Source organism: Chryseobacterium luteum (genome assembly GCF_000737785.1).
GTDB lineage: Bacteria > Bacteroidota > Bacteroidia > Flavobacteriales > Weeksellaceae > Chryseobacterium > Chryseobacterium luteum.
In genome coordinates, this window is record NZ_JPRO01000001.1 from 392,455 (window position 1) to 419,140 (window position 26,686).

General features: G+C 37.6%; 31 protein-coding genes. 25 read left to right on the forward strand and 6 right to left on the reverse strand.

Annotation, left to right across the window (positions count from 1 at the left end; all coding sequences use genetic code 11):
- Position 1 precedes the first annotated feature (1 nt).
- Both IX38_RS01775 and IX38_RS01780 read right to left on the reverse strand, forming a co-directional pair.
- Complete coding sequence (locus IX38_RS01775; protein ID WP_034701128.1) at positions 2–520, reverse strand: KdsC family phosphatase; 519 nt, start codon at positions 518–520, stop codon at positions 2–4.
- A complete protein-coding gene (locus IX38_RS01780; RefSeq protein WP_034701129.1) occupies positions 510–1,259 on the reverse strand; it encodes a Rossmann-like and DUF2520 domain-containing protein in 750 nt (249 codons plus the stop codon). Before IX38_RS01780 ends, IX38_RS01775 begins: the two co-directional genes overlap by 11 nt.
- Before the next feature lie 176 nt (positions 1,260–1,435).
- Here IX38_RS01780 and IX38_RS01785 point away from each other — a divergent pair, with 176 nt between their 5' ends.
- The 4 genes from IX38_RS01785 (at position 1,436) to lepA (ending at position 5,088) form a co-directional block, all read left to right on the forward strand.
- On the forward strand, positions 1,436–1,987 hold the full coding sequence (locus IX38_RS01785; protein WP_034701130.1) for an RNA polymerase sigma factor: 552 nt from the start codon (positions 1,436–1,438) through the stop codon (positions 1,985–1,987).
- 17 nt (positions 1,988–2,004) lie between these two features.
- Positions 2,005–2,538: a hypothetical protein gene (locus IX38_RS01790; protein WP_034701131.1), complete on the forward strand. Its 534-nt coding sequence runs from the start codon at positions 2,005–2,007 to the stop codon at positions 2,536–2,538.
- Between the two features lie 5 nt (positions 2,539–2,543).
- Positions 2,544–3,059: a hypothetical protein gene (locus IX38_RS01795; protein ID WP_034701132.1), complete on the forward strand. Its 516-nt coding sequence runs from the start codon at positions 2,544–2,546 to the stop codon at positions 3,057–3,059.
- Positions 3,060–3,291: 232 nt separating this feature from the next.
- A complete protein-coding gene (gene lepA / locus IX38_RS01800) occupies positions 3,292–5,088 on the forward strand; it encodes a translation elongation factor 4 (RefSeq protein ID WP_034701133.1) in 1,797 nt (598 codons plus the stop codon).
- Between the two features lie 38 nt (positions 5,089–5,126).
- Here lepA and IX38_RS01805 read toward each other — a convergent pair whose 3' ends face one another.
- Positions 5,127–5,336 carry a hypothetical protein gene (locus IX38_RS01805; protein WP_034701134.1) on the reverse strand — a complete coding sequence of 70 codons (210 nt, stop codon included), beginning with the start codon at positions 5,334–5,336 and terminating at the stop codon, positions 5,127–5,129.
- Positions 5,337–5,433: 97 nt separating this feature from the next.
- A complete protein-coding gene (locus IX38_RS01810) occupies positions 5,434–6,066 on the reverse strand; it encodes a DUF1579 domain-containing protein (RefSeq protein WP_034701662.1) in 633 nt (210 codons plus the stop codon).
- 139 nt (positions 6,067–6,205) lie between these two features.
- Here IX38_RS01810 and IX38_RS01815 point away from each other — a divergent pair, with 139 nt between their 5' ends.
- From IX38_RS01815 to IX38_RS01895, 17 genes are all read left to right on the forward strand, one after another.
- Positions 6,206–6,883, forward strand: coding sequence for an NUDIX hydrolase (locus tag IX38_RS01815; protein WP_034701665.1), 678 nt, complete (start codon positions 6,206–6,208; stop codon positions 6,881–6,883).
- Between the two features lie 250 nt (positions 6,884–7,133).
- The gene (locus IX38_RS01820; protein ID WP_034701135.1) at positions 7,134–7,676 is read left to right on the forward strand and encodes an NADAR family protein; all 543 of its coding nucleotides are present in this window, start codon (positions 7,134–7,136) and stop codon (positions 7,674–7,676) included.
- Positions 7,677–7,704: 28 nt separating this feature from the next.
- Positions 7,705–8,253, forward strand: a complete 549-nt coding sequence (locus IX38_RS01825) for a prolyl hydroxylase family protein (protein WP_034701136.1) — start codon at positions 7,705–7,707, stop codon at positions 8,251–8,253.
- A gap of 72 nt (positions 8,254–8,325) precedes the next feature.
- Positions 8,326–8,661 (forward strand): hypothetical protein, encoded by a 336-nt coding sequence (locus IX38_RS01830; protein WP_034701137.1) that lies wholly within the window; start codon positions 8,326–8,328, stop codon positions 8,659–8,661.
- Between the two features lie 2 nt (positions 8,662–8,663).
- Positions 8,664–9,518, forward strand: a complete 855-nt coding sequence (locus IX38_RS01835) for a hypothetical protein (protein ID WP_034701138.1) — start codon at positions 8,664–8,666, stop codon at positions 9,516–9,518.
- A 3-nt stretch (positions 9,519–9,521) separates the two neighbouring features.
- The gene (locus IX38_RS01840; RefSeq protein WP_034701139.1) at positions 9,522–10,592 is read left to right on the forward strand and encodes an adenylosuccinate synthetase; all 1,071 of its coding nucleotides are present in this window, start codon (positions 9,522–9,524) and stop codon (positions 10,590–10,592) included.
- 56 nt (positions 10,593–10,648) lie between these two features.
- Positions 10,649–11,062, forward strand: coding sequence for a hypothetical protein (locus tag IX38_RS01845; protein WP_034701140.1), 414 nt, complete (start codon positions 10,649–10,651; stop codon positions 11,060–11,062).
- Positions 11,062–11,535, forward strand: a complete 474-nt coding sequence (locus IX38_RS01850) for a macro domain-containing protein (protein ID WP_034701141.1) — start codon at positions 11,062–11,064, stop codon at positions 11,533–11,535. Before IX38_RS01845 ends, IX38_RS01850 begins: the two co-directional genes overlap by 1 nt.
- Before the next feature lie 62 nt (positions 11,536–11,597).
- Entirely contained in the window at positions 11,598–12,245 is a 648-nt protein-coding gene (locus tag IX38_RS01855; protein WP_034701142.1) for a DUF4291 domain-containing protein, read from the forward strand.
- Between the two features lie 5 nt (positions 12,246–12,250).
- Positions 12,251–12,757 carry an O-acetyl-ADP-ribose deacetylase gene (locus IX38_RS01860; RefSeq protein WP_034701143.1) on the forward strand — a complete coding sequence of 169 codons (507 nt, stop codon included), beginning with the start codon at positions 12,251–12,253 and terminating at the stop codon, positions 12,755–12,757.
- A 5-nt stretch (positions 12,758–12,762) separates the two neighbouring features.
- Positions 12,763–13,449 carry an SIR2 family NAD-dependent protein deacylase gene (locus IX38_RS01865; RefSeq protein WP_034701144.1) on the forward strand — a complete coding sequence of 229 codons (687 nt, stop codon included), beginning with the start codon at positions 12,763–12,765 and terminating at the stop codon, positions 13,447–13,449.
- Positions 13,449–14,390, forward strand: a complete 942-nt coding sequence (locus IX38_RS01870) for an ADP-ribosylglycohydrolase family protein (RefSeq protein WP_034701145.1) — start codon at positions 13,449–13,451, stop codon at positions 14,388–14,390. Before IX38_RS01865 ends, IX38_RS01870 begins: the two co-directional genes overlap by 1 nt.
- Positions 14,391–14,400: 10 nt before the next feature.
- On the forward strand, positions 14,401–14,946 hold the full coding sequence (locus IX38_RS01875; RefSeq protein WP_034701146.1) for an RNA 2'-phosphotransferase: 546 nt from the start codon (positions 14,401–14,403) through the stop codon (positions 14,944–14,946).
- Entirely contained in the window at positions 14,947–15,702 is a 756-nt protein-coding gene (locus IX38_RS01880) for a metallophosphoesterase family protein (RefSeq protein WP_034701147.1), read from the forward strand. It abuts the gene before it with no gap.
- 203 nt (positions 15,703–15,905) lie between these two features.
- Positions 15,906–17,630, forward strand: coding sequence for a M14 family metallopeptidase (locus tag IX38_RS01885; protein WP_034701148.1), 1,725 nt, complete (start codon positions 15,906–15,908; stop codon positions 17,628–17,630).
- A 141-nt stretch (positions 17,631–17,771) separates the two neighbouring features.
- The gene (locus IX38_RS01890; RefSeq protein WP_034701149.1) at positions 17,772–18,053 is read left to right on the forward strand and encodes a hypothetical protein; all 282 of its coding nucleotides are present in this window, start codon (positions 17,772–17,774) and stop codon (positions 18,051–18,053) included.
- The gene (locus tag IX38_RS01895) at positions 18,043–18,453 is read left to right on the forward strand and encodes a hypothetical protein (RefSeq protein WP_034701150.1); all 411 of its coding nucleotides are present in this window, start codon (positions 18,043–18,045) and stop codon (positions 18,451–18,453) included. Before IX38_RS01890 ends, IX38_RS01895 begins: the two co-directional genes overlap by 11 nt.
- A 33-nt stretch (positions 18,454–18,486) precedes the next feature.
- Here IX38_RS01895 and IX38_RS01900 read toward each other — a convergent pair whose 3' ends face one another.
- Complete coding sequence (locus tag IX38_RS01900) at positions 18,487–19,368, reverse strand: cupin-like domain-containing protein (protein ID WP_034701151.1); 882 nt, start codon at positions 19,366–19,368, stop codon at positions 18,487–18,489.
- Between the two features lie 438 nt (positions 19,369–19,806).
- Here IX38_RS01900 and IX38_RS01905 point away from each other — a divergent pair, with 438 nt between their 5' ends.
- Complete coding sequence (locus IX38_RS01905) at positions 19,807–22,482, forward strand: carboxypeptidase-like regulatory domain-containing protein (RefSeq protein WP_034701152.1); 2,676 nt, start codon at positions 19,807–19,809, stop codon at positions 22,480–22,482.
- Positions 22,483–22,539: 57 nt separating this feature from the next.
- On the opposite strand, the gene IX38_RS01910 is transcribed toward IX38_RS01905, so the two are convergent.
- Positions 22,540–23,037, reverse strand: coding sequence for a DinB family protein (locus tag IX38_RS01910; protein WP_034701153.1), 498 nt, complete (start codon positions 23,035–23,037; stop codon positions 22,540–22,542).
- A gap of 251 nt (positions 23,038–23,288) precedes the next feature.
- On the opposite strand from IX38_RS01910, the gene IX38_RS01915 reads away from it, so the two are divergent.
- The 3 genes from IX38_RS01915 (at position 23,289) to feoB (ending at position 26,620) form a co-directional block, all read left to right on the forward strand.
- On the forward strand, positions 23,289–24,197 hold the full coding sequence (locus IX38_RS01915) for a GLPGLI family protein (protein ID WP_034701154.1): 909 nt from the start codon (positions 23,289–23,291) through the stop codon (positions 24,195–24,197).
- Positions 24,198–24,332: 135 nt separating this feature from the next.
- Complete coding sequence (locus IX38_RS01920; protein ID WP_084680157.1) at positions 24,333–24,587, forward strand: FeoA family protein; 255 nt, start codon at positions 24,333–24,335, stop codon at positions 24,585–24,587.
- Entirely contained in the window at positions 24,587–26,620 is a 2,034-nt protein-coding gene (gene feoB / locus IX38_RS01925; RefSeq protein WP_034701155.1) for a ferrous iron transport protein B, read from the forward strand. The genes IX38_RS01920 and feoB overlap by 1 nt, the downstream gene beginning before the upstream one ends.
- Positions 26,621–26,686: the final 66 nt, after the last annotated feature.

A 26,686-nucleotide genomic window follows, 5' to 3' on the forward strand; every position in this document is an offset into this window, starting at 1 on the left:
GTTATACAGATTGCGTATTATCATCATGCCAGTTCCCCTGAACTTTCATTACCTGCTCTATTACATCACGTACTGCCCCGCTCCCTCCTTTTTTTTCTGAAATATAGTCCGATATTCCCTTTACTTCAGGAACGGCATTTTCGGGACATGCTGAAATAGCGGAATTTTCCATGATGTGGATATCGGGAAGGTCATCTCCCATCGTGAGGATTTCTTCGTTTTTAAGATTGTATTTCTTTTTAAAATCTTCAAAATCAGCCATTTTATCATGCGATTTTGGATAATAATCCTCTATTCCAAGATAATTGATCCTGTGCTTTACCATTTCATCGTTTCCACCGGTAATTACTCCTATTAAATAGTTGTTTTTTAATGCTTTAACTACTGCATATCCATCCAGGACATTCATTACCCTGCACATATTTCCTCCGGGCATCAGGTAAACGCTTCCATCTGTAAAAACTCCGTCTACATCAAATACAAACGCCTTAATATCTTTTAATTTCTCTTTATAGCTCATACATTTTTTGAATAGAATGATTCATTGTTTTATAAATCTCAATACTTTCGTCTTTTAATAGCTGCTCATGTAATTCCAGCACCCTTACATCATTTCTTACGGCCGGTCCCGTTTGTGCTGCTTTAGGCTCGATTTCGTGAATTTTCTGAACTGTTTCGTCAATAAGGGGAAGAAAATAATCAAACGGAATTTCCTGTGAATCTGAAATTTCTTTTGCCCTGGCGAAAAGATGATTCACAAAATTGCAGGCAAAAACTGCAGTCAGGTGGATGTATTTTCTCTTTTCGTAGCTGCTTTCCATTACATTCTCCGAAATTTTGGAAGCAATTTCAAAAAGGAGATGCTTGTCCTGTTGATTTTCAGTTTCAACAAAGAAAGGAATCTTTTCGTAATCTAGCTCTTTCGATTTTGAAAATGTCTGCAAAGGATAAAAGCTTGATTTTCTGTACTCCCCTTTCAGAATCTCTTTGGGAAGTGATCCTGAAGTATGGGCAACCAGACAGTCTTTTTTAGTGATAAGCTGAGAAACACTTTCAACCGAATTGTCACTTACGCAAATGATGTAGAGGTTTGCATTCTCCAAATTTTCAGTAGAATAAGGGATATCCAGTTCGTTAGAAATTTTCTTCAGTTCTTCCCCGTTTCTTCCAAATATCTGCAGTAATGGAATTTTTTTCAGACTAAAAGCTTTTGCCATGTGGTAGGCCACATTTCCGGAACCTATAATTACAATTTGCATCTAACAAAGATAAGATTTTAAAGGAAGATGAAAGCAGAAGAACGGAAGTTATTATTGCCCGTTGCCTAAAGGTCAGATCATAACGTTATCCTATTATTTTAAATATTTGGACTGAAAATTGAATAAGTAATTTAACTTTCGGCTATTTTTGTAATCCAAAACAGTGAAAGCATCTTATGAAGATTAAGGACGCGGAAATTATTTCGTTGATGCAGAATCCACGGACCCAGGAAAAAGGTGTCCGTGCCTTGATGGATGCTTATCAAAGCAGACTGTACTGGCACATCAGAAGGATTATTGTGGATGGAGATCTTGCCCAGGATACGCTGCAGGAGACTTTTATTAAAGCCTATCAGAATTTCCACCAGTTCAAAAATGACAGTCAGCTGTATACCTGGCTTTACAGGATTGCTACCAACGAAGCATTACAGCAGGTGAATAAGTTGAAGAAAATGCAGAAAACGGATGAAGATCCTGAGTATTATATGCAGAACCTGGTGGCCGACAATACGGAAGGAGATGCGGAAGAAATACAGCTGCTGCTCCAGAATGCCATACAAAGCCTGCCCGAAAAGCAGAAACTGGTATTTATGATGCGGTATTATGATGATCTGCCCTATGAAGAGATATCAAAAATTGTAGATATGTCAGTAGGGACTTTAAAGACCAATTATCATTATGCCAAACAGAAAATAGAAGAATATATTAAAGAAAATTACGAGAGATAATTTTTTGACCCAACAAGATGAAAGAGTTCGACATAGAAAAACTAGAACGCAAGAATATTTACAAAGTTCCGGATCATTTATTTGAAAATATCCAGAATAATGTAATGAACGAAGTGAAAGCGAATAAAAAGGCACCGGTTTTCAAACTGAACTGGATGTATGCTGCTGCTGCATCGCTGGCTTTGATATTCGGAGTAACGTATGTTTTTAATTCTGGCAACGATCCTGCGAAAGATGTGTTGAATTCAAAAACATTAGCTGTCAATGATCAGAAGGCTAAAACAGAAAGCGAACGTGCTTATGAAACTCTTAAGGAAGATTTAACTTCTGTTGAAAACAATAATCAAACAATTAGTAATCAGGGAGGTAATTCTGTTTCATATGTTCCCAAAAAAGAAACTGAAAGTATTACGGACCCGAAAACGGTAAAAGCTCCGGCTAAAAAAGAAGAAATTAAAATGAATGAATATCTGGATTCGTTTTCCAACTCTGAAATATCAGAACTGGCAAGCAATTCAACTCAGGACGTTTATTTAGATTTATATAATTAAGAAAGATGAAAAAGATATTATTTACACTTTTTATTATTTATGGTTTTGGTCTGAATGCTCAGAATTCAGATTATGACTGGAAAAAAATGGACCCTAAACAACGAAAAGAGGTAATAAACAATCTTTCTCCTGAAGAGAGAAAAGAACTCCTTAAGAAGTTTAGGAATAATATGGTGGTGGAAAATCTTGAAATTGATGCAGGTGATAAAACAGAATTTACTCAGCTTTATAACGAGTATCTGGATAATCAGAAGCAGATAAAAAGCCAGTTTAATCCTAATTTTAATCCGGAAACATTATCTGATGATGAGGCGAAGGCTAAACTTCAGCAGAGTTTCGAAGTAGGACAGAAGCTGCTGGATAACAGAAAAAAATATGCTGACAAGATGCAGCAGGTGATTCCCTGCCAGAAAGTATTAAAATTATTTCAGTCCGAAGGGATGATGAGAGATAAAATGAATGAGAGAAAACCTCATACCGGGCACAATAATAATATGGCAAAGCCCAAACAAAACCCATAATAGTTTATTTTTTTAATGTTGGACGGCTCTTACAGACAATTGTTTGTGGGAGCCGTTTGGTTTTAAAAAACTTAACAATAACAATATTGATGATAAAAATATCGCCGATATAAAAGGTTTATATAGATTCTTTAACAGGCGCTTATGTCTTTGAAAAATAAATTTTACACTGTAAATTAAACCAGGATAATCTCTCGCTTTTTTTTATCTTTGCAAATTACAACGTTCTTAAATGAAAAACATACGAAATTTTTGCATAATCGCTCATATTGACCACGGTAAAAGTACTTTGGCAGACCGTCTTTTGGAGTATACCAACACAGTTACTCAGAGAGAGCTGCAGTCTCAGACCCTGGATGATATGGATTTGGAGAAAGAACGCGGGATCACCATCAAGTCTCACGCGATCCAGATGGATTATGAGTATAAAGGAGAAAAATATATCTTAAATCTTATTGATACACCGGGACACGTAGACTTTTCTTACGAGGTTTCCCGTTCTATTGCTGCCTGTGAAGGCGCACTTCTTATTGTAGATGCTGCACAGAGTATCCAGGCACAGACCATCAGTAATCTTTACCTGGCATTAGAAAATGATTTGGAAATTATTCCGATTCTGAATAAGATAGACCTTCCATCTGCAAACCCCGAAGAAGTTACCGATGAAATTATGGGACTTTTGGGCTGTAAATATGAAGATGTTCTTAGAGTTTCCGGAAAAACAGGTGAAGGGGTTCATGATCTGCTTGAGCAGATTGTCAACAGAATTCCTGCTCCCGTTGGAGATCCGAAAGCGCCTCTTCAGGCATTGATATTTGATTCTGTTTACAACCCGTTCAGAGGGATTGAAGCGTATTTCAAAGTAGTAAACGGAAGTATTTCTAAAAACGAGAAAATCAAATTTTTCGCTACAGGAAAAGAATACGGTGCAGATGAAGTAGGAACTTTAAAACTGAAACAGGTTCCGAAAAAGATAATTGAATGTGGTGATGTAGGTTACATTATTTCCGGGATTAAAGATGCAAGAGAAGTGAAAGTGGGTGATACCATTACCTCTTTTGTGAATCCTGCCGATGCTGCGATTGACGGTTTTGAAGAAGTAAAGCCAATGGTTTTTGCCGGAATTTATCCTATTGAATCTGAAGATTTTGAAGAATTAAGATTCTCACTTGAAAAATTAAGACTGAATGATGCTTCTCTGGTTTTCGAACCTGAGAGTTCTGCAGCACTTGGTTTCGGTTTCCGTTGCGGATTCTTGGGAATGCTTCACATGGAAATCGTACAGGAACGTCTTGAGAGAGAATTTGATATGAACGTAATTACTACGGTTCCCAACGTTTCATATCACGGATTTTCTAAGAAAGATCCTGAAACCGCAATTTTAATCAACAACCCATCAGAAATGATTGATCCCAATCTTTTGGATAGGGTTGAAGAACCGTATATAAAGGCTTCCATTATTACTAAATCCGATTTCGTAGGTGCTGTAATGACCCTTTGTATCGAAAAAAGAGGGGAGATTGTCAACCAAAGTTATTTAACGGCAGACAGGGTAGAATTGACATTCAATATGCCTTTGGCAGAAGTTGTTTTCGACTTTTACGACCGTCTGAAATCCATTTCTAAGGGATATGCGTCATTTGATTATTCACCAATCGGAATGCGTTCTTCCAAATTGGTTAAAATGGATATTCTGATCAACGGAGATATGGTAGATGCTTTATCATCATTGATTCACGACAGTAATGCTTATTATATCGGTAAAAAGATGTGTGAAAAACTTCGTGAACTGATCCCCAGACAGCAGTTTGATATTGCAGTTCAGGCAGCGTTGGGAGCGAAAGTTATCGCCAGAGAAACCATTAAGGCATTAAGAAAAGACGTTACCGCAAAATGTTACGGAGGAGATATTTCCAGAAAGAGAAAACTTCTTGAAAAACAGAAAGAAGGTAAAAAGAAAATGAAGCAGATTGGTAGAGTAGAAGTACCGCAGTCAGCGTTCATGGCAGTATTAAAACTAAACGATTAATATAAAAAGACCGGTAATTTTTACCGGTCTTTTATTTTTCACAAATTTCGCTGTTTCTCAGTCAGATTAGCCTGTATTACCAAAGCTCCGAGGCCAAGGATTACTTCCGCGATGCCTAATGTTCGTATAAGGTTAACTCCGCATACAATACATTCAGGTTTCGGGAAAGGCTTTTTCCCCACAACAATGATCAATACTCCTCCTAAGATGATAATGACCACGATAAAGACTCTTAATAATGTTTTCATGATGGTATAAATTTTTATTTTCTATACCAAAGTTGAGCATATCTGTCATGAAATAATAAGGAAAAGCACTGTTTCATGGAAGTGGTTTTTCCGGTTTTTAGTTCTTTCTGGTGAATTTTATTTCCATGGTTTTATATTCCTTCCCTGTTTTAGAATCAGGTCCGTACATTTCCATCACGTGATTGTTGGCATCGGTAAAAGTATAAACCTCTCTGAAATCACAGTCTTTTCCGGGTCTTGCGGGATCTGTCATTTTACCTTTCAGTTCAATAGATTTCTGAGCAGGGTTCCAGTCTCCTTCCGCATGCATAATGCCGGTTCCCATGTTGTCGATCCATGTACTTACAAATTTTTTCTTAGCGTTATCATAGCCCATGATACTCATTCCTTCAAACGGCATTCCCATAAAGCTGCCTTTATAAGTGCTGTGCTGATATCTGCCATCGAAAATCATTTTATTAGTACATTCGGACTGGCTTATTTCCGGTTTTGCACCGTTCTCCATCCATGTGGAAGTTACTCCTGTCCAGTTTCCGTCATATGATGCTAATGTTTTGTGCATCTCACCGGGTGTGGCATATTCCATCCAGGCTTTCGTCGCAACAGTAGAGTCTACGGGTTTCCATTCTGCAGAATCCGTTTTAGCTGAGTTTTTTTCAGTTACAGACTTTCCTTTTTCACAAGCTGTCAAAAGAAAAGTAATTGAGAATAAGAATAATAGATTTTTCATAATCATTTAATTTTAAGTAGGTTATTGGAAATAAAGTTAGTTAATTCTATTATTCTGCAATTCTTTTTTTGATATCATTTATAAATCTTACCTTTGTGTATTCATAACGCAAACTAAAATTATGGGGTCTCCAAAAAAAATTCAGGATATTAAAGTGGCTGTCGATGCCGTTATTTTTGGTTACTTTGACAAACAGGACCTTCAGCTTCTCCTGATCAAAAGAAAGATTGATCCTTTCAAAGGAGGCTGGGCACTTCCCGGAGGTCTCGTTCTGGATGATGAAAACCTGGATGATGCGGTGAAAAGAGAACTGTATGAAGAAGCCGGCATAAAACCCGATTTTTTGGAACAACTCTATACCTTTGGTAACGTAGGGCGCGATCCCCGGAACAGAGTAGTTTCTGTGGCTTATTTAGGCCTTGTAAACCCATCCTATCATGAACTCTTCGCAGACTCTGACGCAGAAGATGCTCAATGGTTCAGCGTACATAAACTTCCGTCGCTTGCCTTCGACCATAAATCTATTATTGATATTGCGTTAAACAGACTTCGTACCAAGCTTCAGTACCAGCCCATCGGCTTTAATCTTCTGAATGAAGAGTTTCCTTTTTCTGACCTTGAAAATCTTTACAGAACCATTGTAGGACGTGAAATAGACCGCAGAAATTTCCGCAAAAAAATCATGAGCTATGGCCTGCTTAATGAAACCAATAATGTCAAAAAAGAAGGCAGCGGCAGACCCGGAAAACTTTTTACTTTCAATAAAGAGAAGTACGAAGAACTTGAAAAAGAAGGCTTTTATTTCGAAATCAAATAATTTATTCAAAATTATCCAGTCCACATTTATATCAAAAACCTCTTATTTTACATTTCAAAACAAACAAACTAAAACTTTAGTTTAATAAGTGTTTGTGCTATTGGTGAAAACATTAATGTTACTTGTATTTTAAAATATTTAATTTTTAACATTGATAATCAGTTAATTAAATATTTAGCGTTAAAATAACACAAATAAATTTTGTTCATAAAATTATATTGTTTTACATTTGTGTAATAATAACACAATTATGAAATACACCTTACAAAATAGTATTGAAAGATATCAGAGAAAAGAAAGACCTGAAATTCTGTTCTTCTGGGGTCATACAGTAAAAGATGAGATCACTAAATCTTGTTTCAGTCAGTGGTTTCCAATACAGTTTGAGGAAAATGGAACCGTGTATAAAACAGCTGAACATTATATGATGTCCGGAAAAGCAAAATTATTTGATGATCGGGAGATTTTAGAAAAGATTTTAAGATCTGAAACACCTGACCAGGTCAAAAGCTTAGGAAGAAAAGTCAAAAATTTTGATCCGAAACTTTGGGATGAGCATAAATATGAAATAGTAAAAAGAGCTAATCTTTTGAAATTCTCCCAAAATTCAAAATTTAAAGATTTCTTATTATCAACCGATGATAAGATTCTGGTAGAGGCCAGCCCTTATGACAGGATCTGGGGAATAGGAATGCTGGAAACTGATCCCAGAGCCAAGGATCCGCTTCTTTGGGATGGAGAAAACCTGCTGGGTTTTGCTTTGATGGAAGTAAGAGACGAGTTAAGAAAATAAACACAATCACCAAACATAAAATAGTATCATGGAAAAGACAGAACTTCATCCGCAGATATTTCTGATTGAAGATTTCCTGACCTCCGATGAATGTGATGAATATATTGCGATGGCACAGGGAAAAGTATTTGAAGAAGCGAAAATCAATATGAATGGACGACAGATGATGAGCAAAGGCATCAGGAATAACGACAGGCTGATGGTTTTTGATCATGATTTAGCAGAAAATCTTTTCAGAAAAGCAGAACAATTTCTACCTCAGGAACATGAAAATTATAAGCTTCAGAATTTCAATGAAATGTTTAGAATTTATAAATATTCTCCTGGACAGCGGTTTAAAATGCATAGGGACGGAAGCTATATCCGCAATGAATATGAAAAAAGTTTCCACACTTTTCTGATCTATCTGAATGATGATTTTGAAGGAGGAGAAACGGAATTTGAAAACTTATTTACAATTGCTCCAAAAAAGGGATCTGCACTGGTTTTTTACCATCCGCTGAGACACGAAGGAAAAACCCTCATCAGTGGACAGAAATATGTTTTGAGAACGGATGTAATGTATTCCAATAAGTAATAATCTGTAAAGGATATGCATTACTATGTCTATTTTGATTAGCGTAAAAACAACACAAAATAAATAAAAAAGATGGAAGACGAACTGAAGCCAAGATTCATCGAGTCATTACAGAGAAATAATGATCAGATCAGAGAAGACCGTGCACGAACCATCGGAGCAGATTCCGAATTGATCTACAGACGCAGGGTTGAAGATATTGAACTGAAAATAAAGAGACTGGAGCGCGAGCAGGAAGGGCTTATCGATATCAGTCCTTTAGACAGAAACAGCCTGACATTTGCTGATTTCCAGCCGGAAGCATTTGTTCAGAAAGACATCGAATATTCATTAACAATCAGAAATTTAAATATTCAGTTAGAAATCGCAGTGAAGAGATTTGAATATTTATTTGGTAAAACATTTTAATTATGGGAAGTACAAGATATGACATGGACGCTCGTTTCGACAGAGCAAGAAAAGCAGGTTACGGATCCAAATCCGCAGGTGAAATTTTCACTCAGAATGCAAAAAGAATGGCACATGAATCTATGAATCCTAAAGGAATTTCTTTCAGGGAATCAAGAGATTCCGAAGTACACCCGAACTCTGTTCCCATCATTCTGGGACTGGATGTAACGGGCAGTATGGGACATATCCCCCACGAGCTCATCAAAGAAGGACTTCCAAAATTAATGGGCGGAATTATCCAGGGAGGAGTTCCGGATCCTGCATTATTATTTCTGGGAATAGGGGATCATGAATGTGATTCGTATCCTTTACAGGTCGGGCAGTTTGAATCCGGAGACGAAGAACTGGATATGTGGCTTACCCGCACTTATATTGAATCCGGAGGTGGTGGAAATGCCGGAGAAAGTTACCTGTTAGCATGGTATTTTGCCGCTTTCCATACGAGAACGGATGCTTTTGAGAAAAGAAACCAGAAAGGGATCTTGTTTACAGTAGGTGATGAGCCCTGCTTAAAAAAACTCCCGGCATCGGCCATCAGGGAGATTATGGGATCCGGACAACAGACCTATACTCACTTTGAGTTACTGGAAGAAGCGAAAAAGCGATACGAAATCTATCATATCAACGTTCTGCATTCCGATCAGGCTATGAGGGCAGATAAGGGCTGGAAAGAATTATTAGGTCAAAACTGTTTATCAATAACTGACCACAGAGAAATTCCGGATGTAATTAAAAGAGTGATCTGCAATACATTTAAAAATAAAACCTCCGGATCAACGGACGGGGGAGAATTTGATCATATTCAAATGTTTTAAATCATGAAAAAGGCACAAATAGTAATAGGCCTGGGTTTTGGTGATGAAGGAAAGGGAATCACTACGGATTTCCTGGCGCAGCAAAACCCAGAGTCTGTTGTCATCAGGTTTTCCGGAGGCCAGCAGGCGGCTCATACAGTGATGATTGAGGATAAAAAGCATATCCATTCCAGTTTTGCAAGCGGAGCACTTCGGGGACTGCCTTCCTATTTTACAGAACACTGTACCATTCATCCGGTATTTTTACTGAATGAAAGAAAGGAATTGATAGAGAAAAATGGAAACATTGAACTGCATATCCACCCACTGGCAAAAGTGACCACTCCGTTTGATGTCTGGCAAAACAGAACCAATGCGAAAAACCTGGAACACGGAACCTGCGGAAAAGGTGTTGGAGCAACGATGAAAAGACACGAAAGTCCTTATAAACTATTTGCTGCCGATTTAATAGCTCCAAGAGAAATGCTGATTGAAAAATTAAAAGGAATTGCCTATTACTATGGTTTTATGGATGATGATCAGCTGGAGGAAACGCTTCATATTTTTTTAAATGCGGTAGATCAGATCGACTGGAAAATAGATGATTATACTTATCTGAATTCATTTGAAAACCTCATTTTTGAGGGCAGCCAGGGAATTCTTCTGGATATGGATCACGGTGTATTTCCCAATGTAACGTATGCCAATACCACTTCAAAAAATGCTTACGGGATCTGCAGGCTGTTGAAAATTGAGGATATTGAAATGTATTACGTGACAAGGATTTATTCCACACGTCATGGAAACGGCTGGATGAGCAATGAAAAAGAATTGATGCTGAAAAATAATGAAGAGGAAACCTGTGTCTTCAATGATTATCAGAAAGAACTCCGGTTTGGGGATTTAGACTATGATTTATTGAATTATGCCCTTCTTCTGGATGGAGCTTATGTTGCAGCAACCAAAAAGAACCTGATTGTAACGTGTCTTGATCAAACAGATGAACAATTTAAAACAGAAAATTTAAAAGTGAAATTTGATACAGTCTACGGATCATATTCCCCATTTTCAAAAGACTTTAAACAAATTTTTTAAACCAGATAATGGTTTTATATTTAGTGACAGAATAAAGGTAAACACAATTTAAACTGATGAAAACAAAAATATTATACAGACCGGTCGGAGAAAAAGAAATGATCCTGATTGCAGAGAGCGGATATAAAAAATTTCCGCCAAGGCTGGAGTGGCAGCCCGTTTTTTATCCGGTTCTGAATGAAAGCTATGCTTCGGAAATTGCTGAAAAATGGAATACAAGGGATGAAGCTGGAAATTATCTGGGTTTTGTTACCCGTTTTGAAGCACAGGAAGATGCTGTTAATCAATATCCGGAACAGAATGTTGGTGCCGGAAACCATAATGAATTGTGGATTCCTTCTGAAGAGCTGGAAAGTTTTAATGATGCGATTATTGGAGATATTGAAGTAATCAATGTTTTTGTAGGAAATGATTTTGAAAGATCTGAAAATGAAGAAATTAATACCCTGATCACAAAGCTGCAGAACTGATGAAAAAGATAAATTATTTAAAAGGAGATGCAACAAACCCTCCGACAAAAGGAAATAAGATCATCACTCATATCTGCAACGATATCGGAGGCTGGGGAAAAGGATTTGTAGTAGCAATTTCTAAAAAATGGAAGCAGCCTGAAAAAGAATATAGGGAATGGTTTAAAAGCAATGAAAATTTTAAACTTGGAGAAATCCAAATAGTTCAGGTTGAAACAGATATCTGGGTTTGTAATATGATTGCGCAGCATAAAATTATGACGAGTTCAAACGGAGTTCCGCCAATACGATATGATGCTTTAGAAGAATGTCTGGAAAAACTAACTCATAAGGCATTAAAACTTAATGCAGAAGTGCATATGCCGAGAATAGGGTGTGGTCTGGCAGGAGGTAAGTGGGAAGAGATTGAACCGATTATTGAAAAAACATTACTCAGATATGATGTATCGGTGTATGTTTATGATTTTGAATAATAGAAAAATAAATGGGTTACAGTTTAAGAAAGAAGAAAAAATAAAGCCATTTGAAGAATATCATGAAACTCAAATTAAAAAAATATAAAGAACAACTACAGGATTGGCCTCAAAAAGGGCATCATATCATGATCATGGCACAATACGATGATGAAAAAATCATTGTTTATCAGTCTTATCGAAAGGAAATTGGTGAATTTGCTTTTAAAAATCAATATTTTGGAGGAGAATTCAGCCTGGAAAGAATGACCTGGATAAAACCCAATTTTCTTTGGATGATGTATAGAAATGGATGGGGTGCAAAAGAAGGTCAGGAATGTGTTTTAGCGATTCATTTAAAAATGTCTGCCTTTAAAAGATATCTGGAAAATGCAGTATATTCTTCTTATAATGACCGTTTAGGGCTTTCTCAGGAAGAATGGCAAGAGCAGGTGAAAGAATCTTCTGTGAGGTTACAATGGGATCCAGATCATGATCCTTTCGGAAATAAGTTGGAAAGAAGAGCAATACAAATTGGCTTGAGAAATGAATTTACCCGTTCTTTTGCTCAGGAGGACATTCTTTTAATTGAGAATATTTCAGATTTTGTGAAAGAACAGTATAAGTTTGTTTTAAATGATGATTTGGGTAATTTGCTTATTCCTGAAGAGAAACCTTTGTTGTTCAATGATGAAAGTTTAAATAAAAAGCTAAGGTTAGATCAGAACTAATTGCTATGAACATTGAAGTAATAAAAGCAGACATCACAAAAATCCCCGCAGACGCTATCGTCAATGCAGCCAATTCCTCTTTGCTTGGCGGTGGTGGAGTGGATGGAGCCATCCATCGTGCAGGAGGAAAACAGATTCTGGAAGAATGTATCCAGATCAGAAACCGTCAGGGAAAATGTAATACCGGAGAAGCTGTGGTAACGGCAGCGGGAAATCTTCCGGCAAAGTATGTGATTCATACCGTTGGACCTGTTTGGAATGGAGACGAAGATAAAAGCTCAAAACTTTTGGAAGACTGTTATAAAAATTCTTTACAATTGGCAGAAAGCCTGGGTGTTAAAACGATTGCTTTTCCAAATATCAGCACAGGAATTTATAAGTTTCCTAAAGAGCTGGCCGGAAGAATCGCTGTGGAAACAGTACGGAATTTTCAGTCAGATAACATTGAGAAAGTTATTTTTGTATGCTTTGATGAAGAAAATGAAATGATTTACAAAAAATTATTAGATTAAGACAAATGAAAAAACTAACCATATTAAGCGGCGCGGGAATCAGTGCCGAAAGCGGAATAAAAACATTCAGAGACGGAGATGGTCTCTGGGAAAATCATAGTATAACAGATGTGGCAAGTCCAGAAGGATGGAGAAAAAACAGGGAATTGGTTCTGGAATTTTACAACCAGAGAAGAAGACAGCTTCATGAAGTACAGCCCAATGAAGCCCATCAATTGCTGGCAGAACTGGAAAAATATTTTGACGTTCAGATCATTACCCAAAATATAGACGATCTGCATGAAAGAGCCGGGTCAACAAATATTCTGCACATTCATGGAGAATTGTTCAAGTCTTGCTCGTGCAGCAATAAAAAACTCATCTATGAACAGAAAGGAGATATCCGCATTGGAGATAAAGCAGAAGATGGAGCTCAGTTAAGGCCATTCATCGTTTGGTTCGGGGAAGATGTTCCTTTGATGAAAGAAGCGACTAAAAAAGCAAAAGAAGCAGATATTTTCTTAGTAATCGGAACGTCTTTACAGGTGTATCCGGCTGCGGGATTGCTTCATGACATCAAAGGCGACTGTCTGCTCATTGTCATCAATCCCAACGAAACAGGATTCGGATACGGGCAAAGAGCCATAGTGATGAAAGAATCTGCAACAAGAGGAATGCAGTTACTGTTTGATAAACTGGTAAATCTTGCTTAATGGAACATATTGTAAAAGCCGGAATTTTTGGAGTGTGCATTGGGGATGCTCTGGGTGTTCCGGTTGAATTTAAGAAAAGAGAAGATTTAAAAAAAATTCCTGTTAAAGGTTATATGGAATTTATGTCATGGAACCAGCCCAAAGGAACATGGAGTGATGACAGTTCGTTAACTCTTTGTCTTGCAGAAGAACTCACAAAGGGTTATAATTTAGAAAAGATCGGACAAAGCTTTGTAAAATGGAACAAATATGGACACTGGACAGCTCATGGAAGACTTTTTGATATTGGTGGAACCACAAGACATTCCATTGCAAGATTGATCAAAGGGGAAAGTGCAAAGTTTTCAGGAAATATTTTTGAGGAAGATAATGGGAATGGTTCTTTAATGAGGATTCTTCCTTTGGCATTTTATCTTAAAGATGAAAAGAATATTGAGAAACTATACCAAACTGTTAAAGAAGTTTCTGCAATTACGCATGGCCATTTCCGTTCTGTTTTCGCATGCTTCATCTATGTTGTTTTTGCTATAGAGTTAATAAAAAGGAAAAACAAAAAAGAAGCTTATGTTTATATGCAGAAGATTGCATTGGAATATTCATCAAATCAAGGTTTTAATCCTAAAGAGATTGAACTTTTCCAAAGGGTTTTGAAAAATGATATTTCAGCTTATCCTGAAGACCAGATTAAAAGCAGCGGTTACGTCCTCCACAGTTTAGAAGCTTCCCTCTGGTGTTTTCTCAACTCTGAAACCTATGCCGAAGCTGTATTGAAAGCTGTAAATTTAGGAGAAGATACCGATACAACCGGAGCTATCACAGGAGGAATTGCAGGAATTTATTACGGTTTTGAAAACATTCCTGAAGAATGGATTTCTGAGTTAGTGAGGAAAGAAGATATCGAAATCTTATGTAGTAAATTAGAAAACAAATTAATGAAATAAAATACCAACCATGAACGAACAACAAAAGAAAAAAATAAGCAAATTCCTGAGCTACGTTCTCAGGCATCATCCAGAACTTATCGGTTTGAACCTGGATGAAAACGGATGGGCAAATGTTGATGAATTAATCACAAAATCAAAAAGAGAATCTCATCAAGGTCTTACCTTTGAAGAATTGGATGAAATCGTACAAACCAACGAAAAAAAGCGTTTTGCTTTTAATGAAGATAAAACGAGGATCAGAGCCAGTCAGGGACATTCGATTGAGATCAATTTAGCTTTAATTCCACAACAACCGCCGGAATTTCTCTATCACGGAACGGCCCAAAGTAATATCGAATCCATTTTAGAAAAAGGAATTGAGAAAAGAGGCCGACAACACGTTCATTTGAGTCAGGATAAAGAAACCGCTACCAAAGTAGGGATGCGCCACGGAAAGCCGGTTATTCTAACGGTCAGAACACAAAAAATGTTCGAAGATGGAATCGAATTTTATCTTTCAGATAATGAAGTTTGGCTGACAGATTTTGTAGATGCAAAATACATTTCAAATTAAATGAAAAGAATATTAGTAATCGGTGACATTCACGGCGGATTCAAAGCTTTGCAACAGGTTTTTGAAAGAGCTAATATTACTGAAAGAGACAAATTAATTTTCCTCGGAGATTATGTTGATGGCTGGAGTGAATCTTCCCAAATCATCCAATTTTTAATAGAACTTTCCGGAAAACAGGAATGTATTTTCATCAAAGGAAATCACGATGCCTGGTGTGAGGATTGGATGTCTCTTGGAGAAGCTCCGGATGTATGGCTCTTCAACGGGGGAAAAAGCACTGTTGAAAGTTATAATGACTACTCATTGGAAGATCTGGCTTTGCACCTTGAATTCTTTCAGAGAATGAAGCATTACCACGTAGATGACAAGAACAGGCTGTTTATTCATGCTGGCTATTCCTCAATGCACGGTCCTGAAAAAGAAGTTTATTCCAGTAATTACCGTTGGGACAGAACCTTGTGGGAAACTGCTGTTGCAATGGACCAGAAATTGTCGAAAAATTCGGCATTCTATCCGAAAAGACTGCTTTTATATAATGAGATATTTATAGGACATACTCCGACATTGGATATAGGAATAAAGCATCCGGTCAATAAAGCCAACGTCTGGAATATGGATACCGGAGCCGCTTTTGCGGGTGCTTTGTCAGTAATGGATATTGAGACCAAAGAATTCTGGCAGAGCGATCCGCTTCCGTCCTTATACCCCGAAGAAAAAGGAAGAAATACTGACTTCATAAAGACAGAAACCCTGTGAGAATATATCCAGGATCTTTAAAACACCCAAACCTTATAGGTTTTTAAAACCTATAAGGTTTCTATGTGTAATAAAACAGCATTAGCATCAGGATCATTGCGCCTTAGCGTTGATCCGGCTTTATTATATACAATAACAATTTTCCCTTTTTCTCTTCCGCACCCAAATCATATTAAGTAATTTTGAAGCTCAAAACTGCTTCAATGAAACTGAAATACTTCTTGATTTTCCTCAGCACATCCTTGTTTTTAGCCCAAAATTCATTTCAGACGCCCTTTGAAAAAGGAAACAGAAACCAAACGGTTACCTATGACGAAATGAATACGTATTATCAGGACCTTGCTAAAAACTTTAATACCATTCAATACCTTAAAAAAGGACAGGATGATAACGGAAAACCCATTTATGTGGTCATTTACAACCCTTTTCCCGGAAAAGATTTGGAACAACTGAGAAAAGATAAAGCTGTTCTTTTCGTCAACAACGGAATTCACCCGGGCGAGCCGGACGGAATAGATGCCACCATGATGCTCATGCGTGATCTCGCAACCGGAAAAATAAAAACACCCCGCAACTTTATCATCGCAGCTGTTTCTGCCTATAATGTCAGCGGAATGCTGAACAGAGGTTCCCATTCCAGGGCCAATCAGAATGGTCCTGAGCAGTACGGATTCAGGGGAAATGCCAGGAATTATGATCTGAACAGGGATTTCATTAAAGCAGATTCAAAAAATGCCAGAAGCTTCCAGGAAATTTACCAGTGGTTTCAACCCGATGTTTTTATTGATAATCATGTAAGCAACGGGGCTGATTATCAGTATACTTTTACCTATATTTCAACCTTCAAGGAACGCCTTGGAAATACTTTGGGTAATTATTTTTACAATGATTATCAGGCTAAAAACCTTGAGGATATGAAGAAACTGGGTTATGAAAGTACTCCTTATGTCAATATTCACGGGGATATTCCGGATGAAGGATTTGCTGCTTTTGAGGACTCTCCAAGATATTCCACGGGTTATACATCGTTGTTCAACTCTCTGGGAACCGTTCCCGAAACCCATATGCTAAAGCCTTACGACAAAAGAGTGGATGCAACGTATAAATATATGCTGGTGAATCTTCAGAATTTAGATAAAGACTACAAAAAAATAAAACAGCTTCGCCTCGAAAATTTAAAACAATACAAAGCCGGAATGCAGTACGGGATCCGCTGGAAGATAGATTCCACACGGTTTTCTACAATGGATTTCAAAGGATATGAAGGAAAATACAAGCCAAGTGACATTTCCGGAAAGCCAAGACTCTATTACGACAGAAACAAGCCTTTTACAAAGAAAATCAAGCTTTTTACCACCGCAGTTCCTACCGGATATATCAGGATCCCGAAATACTATGTGGTTCCGCAATCCCAATACCGTGTCATAGAAGAGATGAAAAGGAATAAGATCCTTATGACTGCTCTTAAAAAAGACAGCACTGCAATGGTTGAAGCTTATAAGATTAAAGACTTTAAAACGGTGAAAAACCCTTACGAAGGACATTATCTTCACTATGACACAAGTGTGGAAACCGCGAATAGGAGCATGAATTTTACAGCCGGAGATTATTTGATCCCAACAGATCAGCCTGGTGTAAAATATCTCATTGAAACACTTGAACCTGAAGCTTTAGACTCATTTTTCAACTGGAATTTCTTTGATGGAATCCTCGCACAGAAAGAATATTATTCCGCCTACATTTTTGAAGACACAGCCTCAGAACTATTAAAGACAGATAAAAAGCTGAAAGATGCGTTTGAAACAAAAAAATCAGCGGATAAAAAGTTGGCAGAAGACGGAACAGCACAACTCGACTGGATCTACAGGAATTCTCCGTACTTTGAAGAAAAAACATTCAGACAATATCCTGTTTACAGAATATTATAGATTTTTTAAATTTAACTTAAAATATTGACAATCAGTATTTAATTTACAGGTTTTACACGCACGGAATTAGGGTGTTTTTCCTGTTATTTTTCACCGTATTCAGGCGAAATTTGCTTTATAAAACCAATAAAAACTATAGTTATGGCAACTAAAAAGCATTTTTTCGTTTCACTGGATGGGGTAGACATCTCGGACGAACAGTTGAAAAACATTGACAGAGGAATTCAGAACGTTGTTCTTTCTGAGCTTTCCAAAATTGATAATACCCAGGCATTCGGAGCTCACAGGGACTTCAAAGGATTGGTAAGGCCCCTGAAAATTAAAGACTGGTTTCCCTGGGGAATCGTTATTTTCAAGCCGGGAATTGATATTCAGACCCAGATGAAAGATATCCAGTCTCAAATAAAAAACTATGGAGGCTAATTCCAATGCTTCAAAAAAGATGTGTCCCAGTTATTTAGGAAAAGTTGGGGCACAGCTTTTTGGTGTAGTAGGCAAAGACGGTAAGGTGCAGTTTATCACACCGCTCACCGTTACAGAAGACTTTCTTCAACAGAATAAGGATAAAAACAGCCTGGAGCAGAGATTCCGTTTTACCGGAAAATGTGTCGAAAAAGGCTGCGCACAATGGGATAAAGAAGAATCTAAATGCTCTCTTTCCCAAAAAGTACAGAATTTAGAGATAAATAAAGAAACCGAACTTTTCTTTTGCCCAATCAGAACCCAGTGCAGATGGTTTTCCCAGGATGGAAAAGAAGCCTGCTTTTCGTGCAATGAGGTCACGAGAAATATGGAGGAACTTCTGGTCAGTACTCAACAATAAAAAAGACGCTTCAATTTGAAACGTCTTTTTGTTTTATTTGGGTAAGCATCTTTTTAAGGCCATTTCTGCGGTTTTAACGGCTGCTTTTTCTTTCCAGTCCATATATGTATTTTTAAAATTGGACTTCATAATATCGTCAAACTTACGCTGTACAGTAAGATTCCATATGGAGTGAGCCTTCACTGCCCAGGATTTGTCCCATGCTCTGAGAGAAATGGAGAAACTTCCGTCCAGGTATTTCATCCAGTGCCACCATCCGGTAGGCATAAAAAGTGTATCGCCGTGCTCCAGGAAGCATTCAATTCCCTCTACGCCGTCAAGAGCGGGATATTTTTCGAAATCAGGATTATCGATATCATAATCTTCCAGTGCATAGGTTGCATACGGAAGCTTATACAGCCTTTCCTTCCACTTGTATTCAAACAGCTTTACATGCTTTCTTCCATTGAAGTGGGTATGGAAAATATGCGCCATATCAATATCGAAATGAAGAAATGTGACAGAGCTTTTTCCGCCAAAAAACATAGATGGATATTTATCTAAAAATCCTCCCATGAGTTCTTTGGGTGCAATAAAATCATCCATTAATTTATTGGCGTGTTTTATCGGGTCAAAAAAGAAAATTCTAAGATCCGTAGGCTCTCTCTGGATGAGATCTATATAATCGCCAAACTTCATTTTTGTGGTAGGCGTATTGATGGGGGCACCCGGATCAGCTTTTTTGGAATCATAAAGAGGAACCTCTACATCACCCACCACTTCTTTCACATAGTCCATCGTCCACTTCTGGTAGGCAGGCCAGTTTCTTGCCATATTTTTCATGACAACGGGCCTTCTCGGCTTTAGATATTTTTCTAAAAACTCTTCCCGAGTAATATTATCTACAACATCTATAGGCTTTAAAATAATTCCCATTCTATAAATTTTATATTACAAAATTATTAAATAAATATATATGAATCAGTGTTTAAGTTGATTTTAATCTATGATTCAAATCATTTTTAACTATTTAGTCTAAATAAAAAATTGAAATGCTATTCTTTTTTAGATTTCGCCGGACTTTTCCTTTATTATCAGGCATTTTTCTAACCAAAAGTGTCAAACTTTAAGAGAATAATTATTGATTTATTTCCAAATTTTATAAACAGATTTTGAAGATTTTATATACCAAATAAATTATCGAAATGAAATTTACATATTTATTATCTCAAATAATCTGCTAAAACATTGAACATATAAAAAATATCACTAAGTTTATAGTTTTAAAACATTTAACCTTTATCATTAAAATACATCTTTATAAAAGTGTAACAAAAAACAGAAGCTGCAAACTAATTAAGCAAATAATAAACTATGAAAGGAAAGATTTCTTTATTTCTGATGCTCTTTTTTACCGTGCTCACCTTTGCACAGAAAACAGTGTCAGGGAAAATTACAGATGAAGACGGATCTGCTGTACCCAGCGCCAGCGTTACCATAGAAGAGCCTGGCAAAGATGCTATTTTGGCATACGGGATTACCAATTCCAAAGGGGAATACAAAGTAACGTTTACATCTGCAGAACCCAATGTGGATCTGAAAGTGAAAGCATTCAACCAAAAACCTCTGACTAAACAAATCAGTAACAGCGATCAGACACTGACGTTCAAAATGCAGTCTGAAGCGACAGAAATAAAAGAAGTCCAGTTAAAAACCAAGATGATCACCGCAAGAGGAGACACCATTGCCTATGATCTTAAAGCGTTTGACAGTAAAAGCGACAGGACACTTGCTGATGTAATGAGAAAAATTCCGGGAATTGAAGTCAATAAAGACGGAACTATCCTTTACCAGGGAAATGCCATCAATAAATTTTATGTCAACGGAAAAGACCTTATGGAAGGCGGTTACGGAACGATCAACAACTCGCTTCCCAAAGATGCCGTGCAGAAAGTGGAAGTTCTTGAAAACCACCAGCCCGTAAAGATTCTTCAGGATAAAGTGCCTTCTGATCAGGCCGCGATCAACATCAAGTTAAAAAACTCGGTTACCATGACCGGAAGAGGAGAAGTGGGAACCGGTTTTGGAGATCCGTGGCTGTGGAACGTGAAGCTGACTCCCATGTTTTTCGGGCAGAAAAGTCAGTGGGTAGTTAACTACAAAACCAACAATATGGGTGAGCAGGTGGAAAATGAAGGAAACATCCTGGCTTTCGGGAACAGGTTTGAAGGAAGAAGAACCAATACTTCTCAGAACGACTGGCTGAATGTAGAAAATGCAAGCACACCCAATCTTCCGGTAAAAAGATATTTGATGAACAATGTGCATTATCTGTCGGCCAACTATCTTACCAATATCGACAAAAAGAAAGAATGGGAACTTAAAGCCAATGCCAACTATACCAATAATGCCGTTGAAAGAGAATCTTACAGCCAGACAGATTATTTCGGGGGAAGCTCTAATATTGTAAACATTCTGAATAATTTTTATACGGATAAGGCAAAAGGAGAATTGATATTTACAAAAAATGCGAAAAAAGGATTCTTCAAAAACACCACAAGCTTTTCTCAGTTCTGGAATGCAGACAGGGGAATCGTTGACAGAACGGATGCCGCAAACGGAGTGAAAAGACACGGCGATCAGGCAATAGAGTCGCCGACAACATCTTTCCAGAACTCCCTGAGTACCATTATTCCGTGGAAAGAAAAAATGGTGAATATTTTATCTTTTGTAAGTTATCAGACAGACAGGCAGACCTTGAAAGTTTTTCCGGCCTCTTATCTGGATATTCCAGGATTTACTCCTGAACCTATGAATTTTGCCAAACAAAACCTTAGACTTAAAACAATCGAAGCAAACCATTCTGCCAATATCGGATTCTCTAAAAAAGGATGGACATTCACTCCGGAAGTCGGATTTAACTTTAAAACAACGGATCTGGTTTCAGATTTATCAAATGTTATAACACCGGGAGCACTTCCCACAGCATATAGTAATGATCTTACCTATACTACAGCAACACCTTACGGAAGCCTGGGAGTAAACTATAAAAATGATTCATGGATGTTGTATGCCAATTTTCCTGTAAACTCTAATAACATTAAAGCGGAAGATCCATTAAGAAATGTGGCTAAAGATATAAATAAAGTGACTTTTGAGCCAAGCGTTTTTGCACAGTATACCTTTGCCTCTTTTTGGAAAGCTTCGGTAAATGCCAATATCAATAACAATTTTGGGGAAATAAATACTGCTTATTCAGGATTCTTAATGACCTCCCCAAGCGGAATCAATGCAATGGATATCAATAATCCTATCCCTCAGAATAATAATAAATCTGCAGGAACAAGACTGGAATACAGAAACCCTCTGAACAATTTATTCTTCAACATCAGTTACAGATTTTCTGATGCTAAAAGAAACCTGATTTCAAACCCGTTGATTAACGGAGCAGGTTATACCGTAATGCAATATATAGAACAGGATAATAATATATTAAATAATACCTACAGCTTAGAAGTAGGAAAATACTTTCCAAAGTTTAAAACAAATGCCTCTCTTAGCTACAGCAACAATACCGCAAAATCTGATGCATTCCTGAATAACAATGCCTTTACCAACAACAACAACAGCCAGTCATACGGAATCAAATTCAATAACACTTATTTCAGCTGGATGAGCATAGATTATAACGCAAATATGTCCAGAACAAAACAAACCAGTACCGGAAAGATAAACACCAGTGCTACCAGAACTGGATTCACTCATAATCTTGGAGCGTTCTTCTATCCGGTAGAAAACCATACTGTCGGGTTCAACTGGGATCAGGTAAATACAAATGCAGCCAACCAAAAATACCACAACGGATTCTATGACGTTTCATATCAGTTTACCTGGGCAAAAAAGAAAATTGATTTTGAACTTAAATGGATGAACATTGCCAACAAAAAAGTATTCGAAACATATGATATCAATACCACAAATATTACTTTTACAAGATATCAGCTCCGTCCAAGCCAGGTTATGTTTACAGTAAAATTTAACTTTAAATAGAAAAATAAAAACCAATCTCACTGAGGTTGGTTTTTTGTTTACAATACCTATTCGTATCTAAAACCCAGGATTATCCGCAGACGGTCCATAGCTTCCCGGCAGCGGAATACCGTTCATCCTGTAATAAACCCCGAGTTGTGCCCTGTGGTGGGTAATCTGGTTCAGGCTGTGACGGATCGATCCGTACTTGGACCATTTTGCCATTTCCTCACCGTTATTTTTCAAAGCCCATGTTTCGTTGAGGTCCTCTTCTTTAGCTTGGTCAAGGGCCTTCTGTGCAGATTTAAAATTCTCATCAAGAGTCTGTATAAGATCTTCTTTTGTGGAAAGATGCTTAGGCTGGAAATCACCTTTGGCAAAATCCAGATCCGAAGTTTTCAGCATCACATCCGGCCATCCGAAAATTTCCGAAATATGAGTGGCAAGAGGCATCATTTTCATGCTTTTCTCATGAGGGGCATAGTCATTTTTTCCTTCAGGATAGACTTCAAAAAATTTCCTGGTCGTGTCGTACTCAGTTTTAAGCTCATCTTTGAATTGTGATAAAGTATCCATAACATTTTGTTTTTAAATTACTTAAAGATAACACTTTTGAAACGGAAAATGTTTTAACGGAATTATAATTTATTCTCCAACGGATCCGGATGATCAATTTAATTTTCAGAAAATCCGGCTGTGTTTAATGGTCTACAGTCTGTACAGTACATCGTTGATGATCAGAAGTATACACCGGACTGAATAAAATTTTGAAAAAAAACTGTAACATATTTCAACAATTGATAACTAATTAGTAAACAGTTATTACAATGAAAAAGCTATTTTCTGTATTCTTTATTGCTCTTTTCGCATTTACGTGGGCTCAGGATTCCAAAGAATCGGCCAACCGTTTCTTCTACGAACTGACGTTTAAGCCGAAGAAAGATTCTACCAAGATGGATAAAGTAATTACCATTCTGGATATTACAGACAAAAACAGATCAGTTTATCAGGATTATACAGTGATTGCACAGGATTCTATTATGAAAATTGAAATTGAAGCCATGCAGAAAGCGGGAGTCATGAAAGACCTGTCAAAAACCATTAAAACTCCTAAAATTTCAGCCAGAATATACAAGTCATATCCGGGCATGAAAGTTCAGTACGTGGACAAGATTGCCAATGGATTTACACCAAGCAATATAGGCTATAGCGAAGACATCAAATTCAACTGGAATATCCTTAACGACAAACAAAAAATCGGTGAGTATAATGCTCAGAAAGCAACCACTGAATTTGGCGGAAGAAAATGGATTGCCTGGTTCAGTACAGATTTACCATTTCAGGACGGACCTTACAAATTCTTTGGACTTCCGGGTTTGATCGTTAAAATTGAAGATGACCAGAAAAATTACTCCTGGGTGCTTCAGGGAAATAAGAAGATTAAAGATTATACGGAATACTCCTATATTGAAAACCTCATGCAGGCAAAAGGAGGAAAAGTGAATGAATTGACAAGAGAAAAATTTGAAAAGACCTTCAGCGATTTCAAAAAAGACCCTTTTGCATCCATAAGACCTATGATGACACAGGAAATGCTGTCTAAAACAGTTCCGGGAATGGATGGCACAGTTGGCGATATGGTGAAAAAACAGGAGAAGCAGTATAAAGATTTTTATAACGCCAATGACAATCCCATAGAAATATCACCGGTACAGCAGGATAAAAAGAAAAAATAAGCTTCATATCAACTAAATTATATTTTTAAAATCAACCCGGATGCAGCAATGCATTTGGGTTGATTTCTTTCATACCCTGTCGTTATTTAGATTAAATTTAAATAGCGTATATTTGCCCCTACAAAAAATCCGGCTTTGAAAGAGATTAACTTACATAAATTAAGCGGTTTCCCTAAAAACAAAATGGGGAAGATTTTGGGTTATGATAACGATCACCTGAGAATGCCCAACAAGATCATAGAAATGGGACTTCTGCCGGAAACCGTTTTCAGGATATTGTACCAGGCGCCTTTCAATGGCCCCATGTATGTAGAATTTGGAGAGGAAAAAAGCCGTATCGCCCTTCGTGAAGAAGAGGGAGACTATATCATTGTTGAAGAATTGAATTAATGCAGGAAAATAAGAAAAAACAGGTCCTTTTAGTCGGGAATCCTAATGTAGGGAAGTCTACGGTTTTCAATGCACTGTGCAACAAAAAGCAGAAGACAGGAAACTACGCAGGGGTTACCGTTGCGAGCCATTCCGGGAATTATACCTATAAAAATGAAGAGGTTGAGGTGATCGACCTGCCGGGCTCGTACAGCGTCTATCCAAGCTCAGAAGACGAAGCTATTTTTTCCAAATTTCTTATTGACGAGCAGAAAAACTATGAAGGCGTTATCTATATCCTTGAAGCACTAAGCTTAAAAAGAGGATTGCTTCTCTTCCAGCAGATACAGGACCTGGGTATACCCATGATCTTGGTGGTCAACCAGATCGATCAGGCAGAAAGAAGAGGAATTACCATTGATATTCAGAAATTTTCAGATGCTTTAGGCATTAAAATTATTCAGACCAATGCCAAAGAACAAATTGGAATAGAGGAGATCAAAGAAGCTGTCCTGAAAAATGGATTTAAAAAAGCAGACAGCATCTCCTTTGAAACACCGAACGAACACAAAGATTTTATTCAGAAAATAGCGGCCCACAAAGGTCTGGACAATGAATATAAAGCCTGGATGAGCCTTTCCCTGGGCTCTGATCCCGGAAGAATAGAATCAATAAAAGACCTGCTGAATGAGCGGGATGCCAAAAGCCTGGTTCCGAAACGGCTTCAGGTTCAGGAAACCGTAAGAAGGTATCAGGCCGTAGATAAAATATTAGCAGATGTAATCTCTAAAAAAGCCCAGTTCAAAGAGCTTTTAACAGAAAAATTAGATAAAGTCCTGGTTCATAAATTCTGGGGTTATGTCGTTTTCATGCTTATCCTGCTGATTATTTTCCAAAGCGTTTTCTTCCTTGCAGAATATCCGATGAACTGGATAGATGATTCCTTTTCATGGCTGGCTGCCTTTACAAGAGAACACCTGCCGGAAGGCCCCGTCAATTCATTGATTTCAAGCGGAATTATTCCCGGAATCGGAGGAATTGTGGTATTTGCACCACAGATCGGGATTTTACTATACTTCCTTTACCTGCTGGAAGATTCAGGATATATGGCCAGGGTGGTATTCCTCATGGACAGGCTGCTCCGACCTTTTGGACTGAATGGGAAAAGTATTGTACCGCTTGTGTCGGGAACGGCCTGCGCCATTCCCGCTGTGATTTCTACAAGAAATATCGAAAATGTAAAAGAAAGGCTGCTCACCATCCTTGTTACCCCGTTTATGACCTGTTCTGCAAGACTTCCGGTCTACAGTATTATTATAGGGCTCATTATTTCAGACGGATCCGTCCTGGGAATCAAGTATAAAGCACTGGTGCTGATGGGGATGTACCTTTTAGGTTTCCTTGTGGCACTGTTTTCAGCAGCAGTTTTGAAAAGATTTATCAAAAATAAAGACAAGACCTACCTTGTAATGGATCTGCCTACCTATAAAAAACCGCTTTTTGGATACGATCTTAAAATGGTTCTGGGTAAAGTTTGGGATTTCGTTACAGGAGCAGGGAAGATTATTTTTATTGTGAGCATCATTGTGTGGTTTTTAAGCTATTTCGGACCTAAACAGAACCCCGGTCAATTTGTAGCAACAAATGTAAAGCTAGACCATTCCTATCTTGCCAAAATGGGTAAGGGAATTGAACCCCTTATCGCACCTCTTGGTTACGACTGGAAAATGGGAGTGGGAATTCTGACAAGTTTTGTTGCAAGAGAAGTTTTCGTGGGAACCATGTCCACGCTGTACAGCCTTGAAGACGATGCTCCCGAAGTAAAAGTGATCGATAAAATGAGAAGAGACGTAAAACCTGATGGAGAAAAAGTTTTCAGCTTTGCAACAGGAATTTCCGTACTTTTATTTTATGCATTTGCAATGCAGTGTGTTTCCACACTTGCAGTAGTCTACAGAGAAACCAAAAGCTGGAAATGGACCGGCTTCCAGGTTGTGATGATGACCGGTTTGGCCTATTTTGTGTCGTTAATAGCCTATCAGATTTTAAAATAATGGATACCTCGTTAATTTTTCAGTACATCATTATCATATTGGTCGTTGCATTTGCCTGTTACTCCC

Excerpts from the sequence above, each read along its gene's own strand:
- IX38_RS01775 (WP_034701128.1), bottom strand. The coding sequence starts at position 520 with ATGAGCTATAAAGAGAAATTAAAAGATATTAAGGCGTTTGTATTTGAT.
- IX38_RS01780 (WP_034701129.1), bottom strand. The coding sequence starts at position 1,259 with ATGCAAATTGTAATTATAGGTTCCGGAAATGTGGCCTACCACATGGCA.
- IX38_RS01785 (WP_034701130.1), top strand. The coding sequence starts at position 1,436 with ATGAAGATTAAGGACGCGGAAATTATTTCGTTGATGCAGAATCCACGG.
- IX38_RS01790 (WP_034701131.1), top strand. The coding sequence starts at position 2,005 with ATGAAAGAGTTCGACATAGAAAAACTAGAACGCAAGAATATTTACAAA.
- IX38_RS01795 (WP_034701132.1), top strand. The coding sequence starts at position 2,544 with ATGAAAAAGATATTATTTACACTTTTTATTATTTATGGTTTTGGTCTG.
- lepA (WP_034701133.1), top strand. The coding sequence starts at position 3,292 with ATGAAAAACATACGAAATTTTTGCATAATCGCTCATATTGACCACGGT.
- IX38_RS01805 (WP_034701134.1), bottom strand. The coding sequence starts at position 5,336 with ATGAAAACATTATTAAGAGTCTTTATCGTGGTCATTATCATCTTAGGA.
- IX38_RS01810 (WP_034701662.1), bottom strand. The coding sequence starts at position 6,066 with ATGAAAAATCTATTATTCTTATTCTCAATTACTTTTCTTTTGACAGCT.
- IX38_RS01820 (WP_034701135.1), top strand. The coding sequence starts at position 7,134 with ATGAAATACACCTTACAAAATAGTATTGAAAGATATCAGAGAAAAGAA.
- IX38_RS01825 (WP_034701136.1), top strand. The coding sequence starts at position 7,705 with ATGGAAAAGACAGAACTTCATCCGCAGATATTTCTGATTGAAGATTTC.
- IX38_RS01830 (WP_034701137.1), top strand. The coding sequence starts at position 8,326 with ATGGAAGACGAACTGAAGCCAAGATTCATCGAGTCATTACAGAGAAAT.
- IX38_RS01835 (WP_034701138.1), top strand. The coding sequence starts at position 8,664 with ATGGGAAGTACAAGATATGACATGGACGCTCGTTTCGACAGAGCAAGA.
- IX38_RS01840 (WP_034701139.1), top strand. The coding sequence starts at position 9,522 with ATGAAAAAGGCACAAATAGTAATAGGCCTGGGTTTTGGTGATGAAGGA.
- IX38_RS01845 (WP_034701140.1), top strand. The coding sequence starts at position 10,649 with ATGAAAACAAAAATATTATACAGACCGGTCGGAGAAAAAGAAATGATC.
- IX38_RS01850 (WP_034701141.1), top strand. The coding sequence starts at position 11,062 with ATGAAAAAGATAAATTATTTAAAAGGAGATGCAACAAACCCTCCGACA.
- IX38_RS01855 (WP_034701142.1), top strand. The coding sequence starts at position 11,598 with ATGAAACTCAAATTAAAAAAATATAAAGAACAACTACAGGATTGGCCT.
- IX38_RS01860 (WP_034701143.1), top strand. The coding sequence starts at position 12,251 with ATGAACATTGAAGTAATAAAAGCAGACATCACAAAAATCCCCGCAGAC.
- IX38_RS01865 (WP_034701144.1), top strand. The coding sequence starts at position 12,763 with ATGAAAAAACTAACCATATTAAGCGGCGCGGGAATCAGTGCCGAAAGC.
- IX38_RS01870 (WP_034701145.1), top strand. The coding sequence starts at position 13,449 with ATGGAACATATTGTAAAAGCCGGAATTTTTGGAGTGTGCATTGGGGAT.
- IX38_RS01875 (WP_034701146.1), top strand. The coding sequence starts at position 14,401 with ATGAACGAACAACAAAAGAAAAAAATAAGCAAATTCCTGAGCTACGTT.
- IX38_RS01880 (WP_034701147.1), top strand. The coding sequence starts at position 14,947 with ATGAAAAGAATATTAGTAATCGGTGACATTCACGGCGGATTCAAAGCT.
- IX38_RS01885 (WP_034701148.1), top strand. The coding sequence starts at position 15,906 with ATGAAACTGAAATACTTCTTGATTTTCCTCAGCACATCCTTGTTTTTA.
- IX38_RS01890 (WP_034701149.1), top strand. The coding sequence starts at position 17,772 with ATGGCAACTAAAAAGCATTTTTTCGTTTCACTGGATGGGGTAGACATC.
- IX38_RS01895 (WP_034701150.1), top strand. The coding sequence starts at position 18,043 with ATGGAGGCTAATTCCAATGCTTCAAAAAAGATGTGTCCCAGTTATTTA.
- IX38_RS01900 (WP_034701151.1), bottom strand. The coding sequence starts at position 19,368 with ATGGGAATTATTTTAAAGCCTATAGATGTTGTAGATAATATTACTCGG.
- IX38_RS01905 (WP_034701152.1), top strand. The coding sequence starts at position 19,807 with ATGAAAGGAAAGATTTCTTTATTTCTGATGCTCTTTTTTACCGTGCTC.
- IX38_RS01910 (WP_034701153.1), bottom strand. The coding sequence starts at position 23,037 with ATGGATACTTTATCACAATTCAAAGATGAGCTTAAAACTGAGTACGAC.
- IX38_RS01915 (WP_034701154.1), top strand. The coding sequence starts at position 23,289 with ATGAAAAAGCTATTTTCTGTATTCTTTATTGCTCTTTTCGCATTTACG.
- feoB (WP_034701155.1), top strand. The coding sequence starts at position 24,587 with ATGCAGGAAAATAAGAAAAAACAGGTCCTTTTAGTCGGGAATCCTAAT.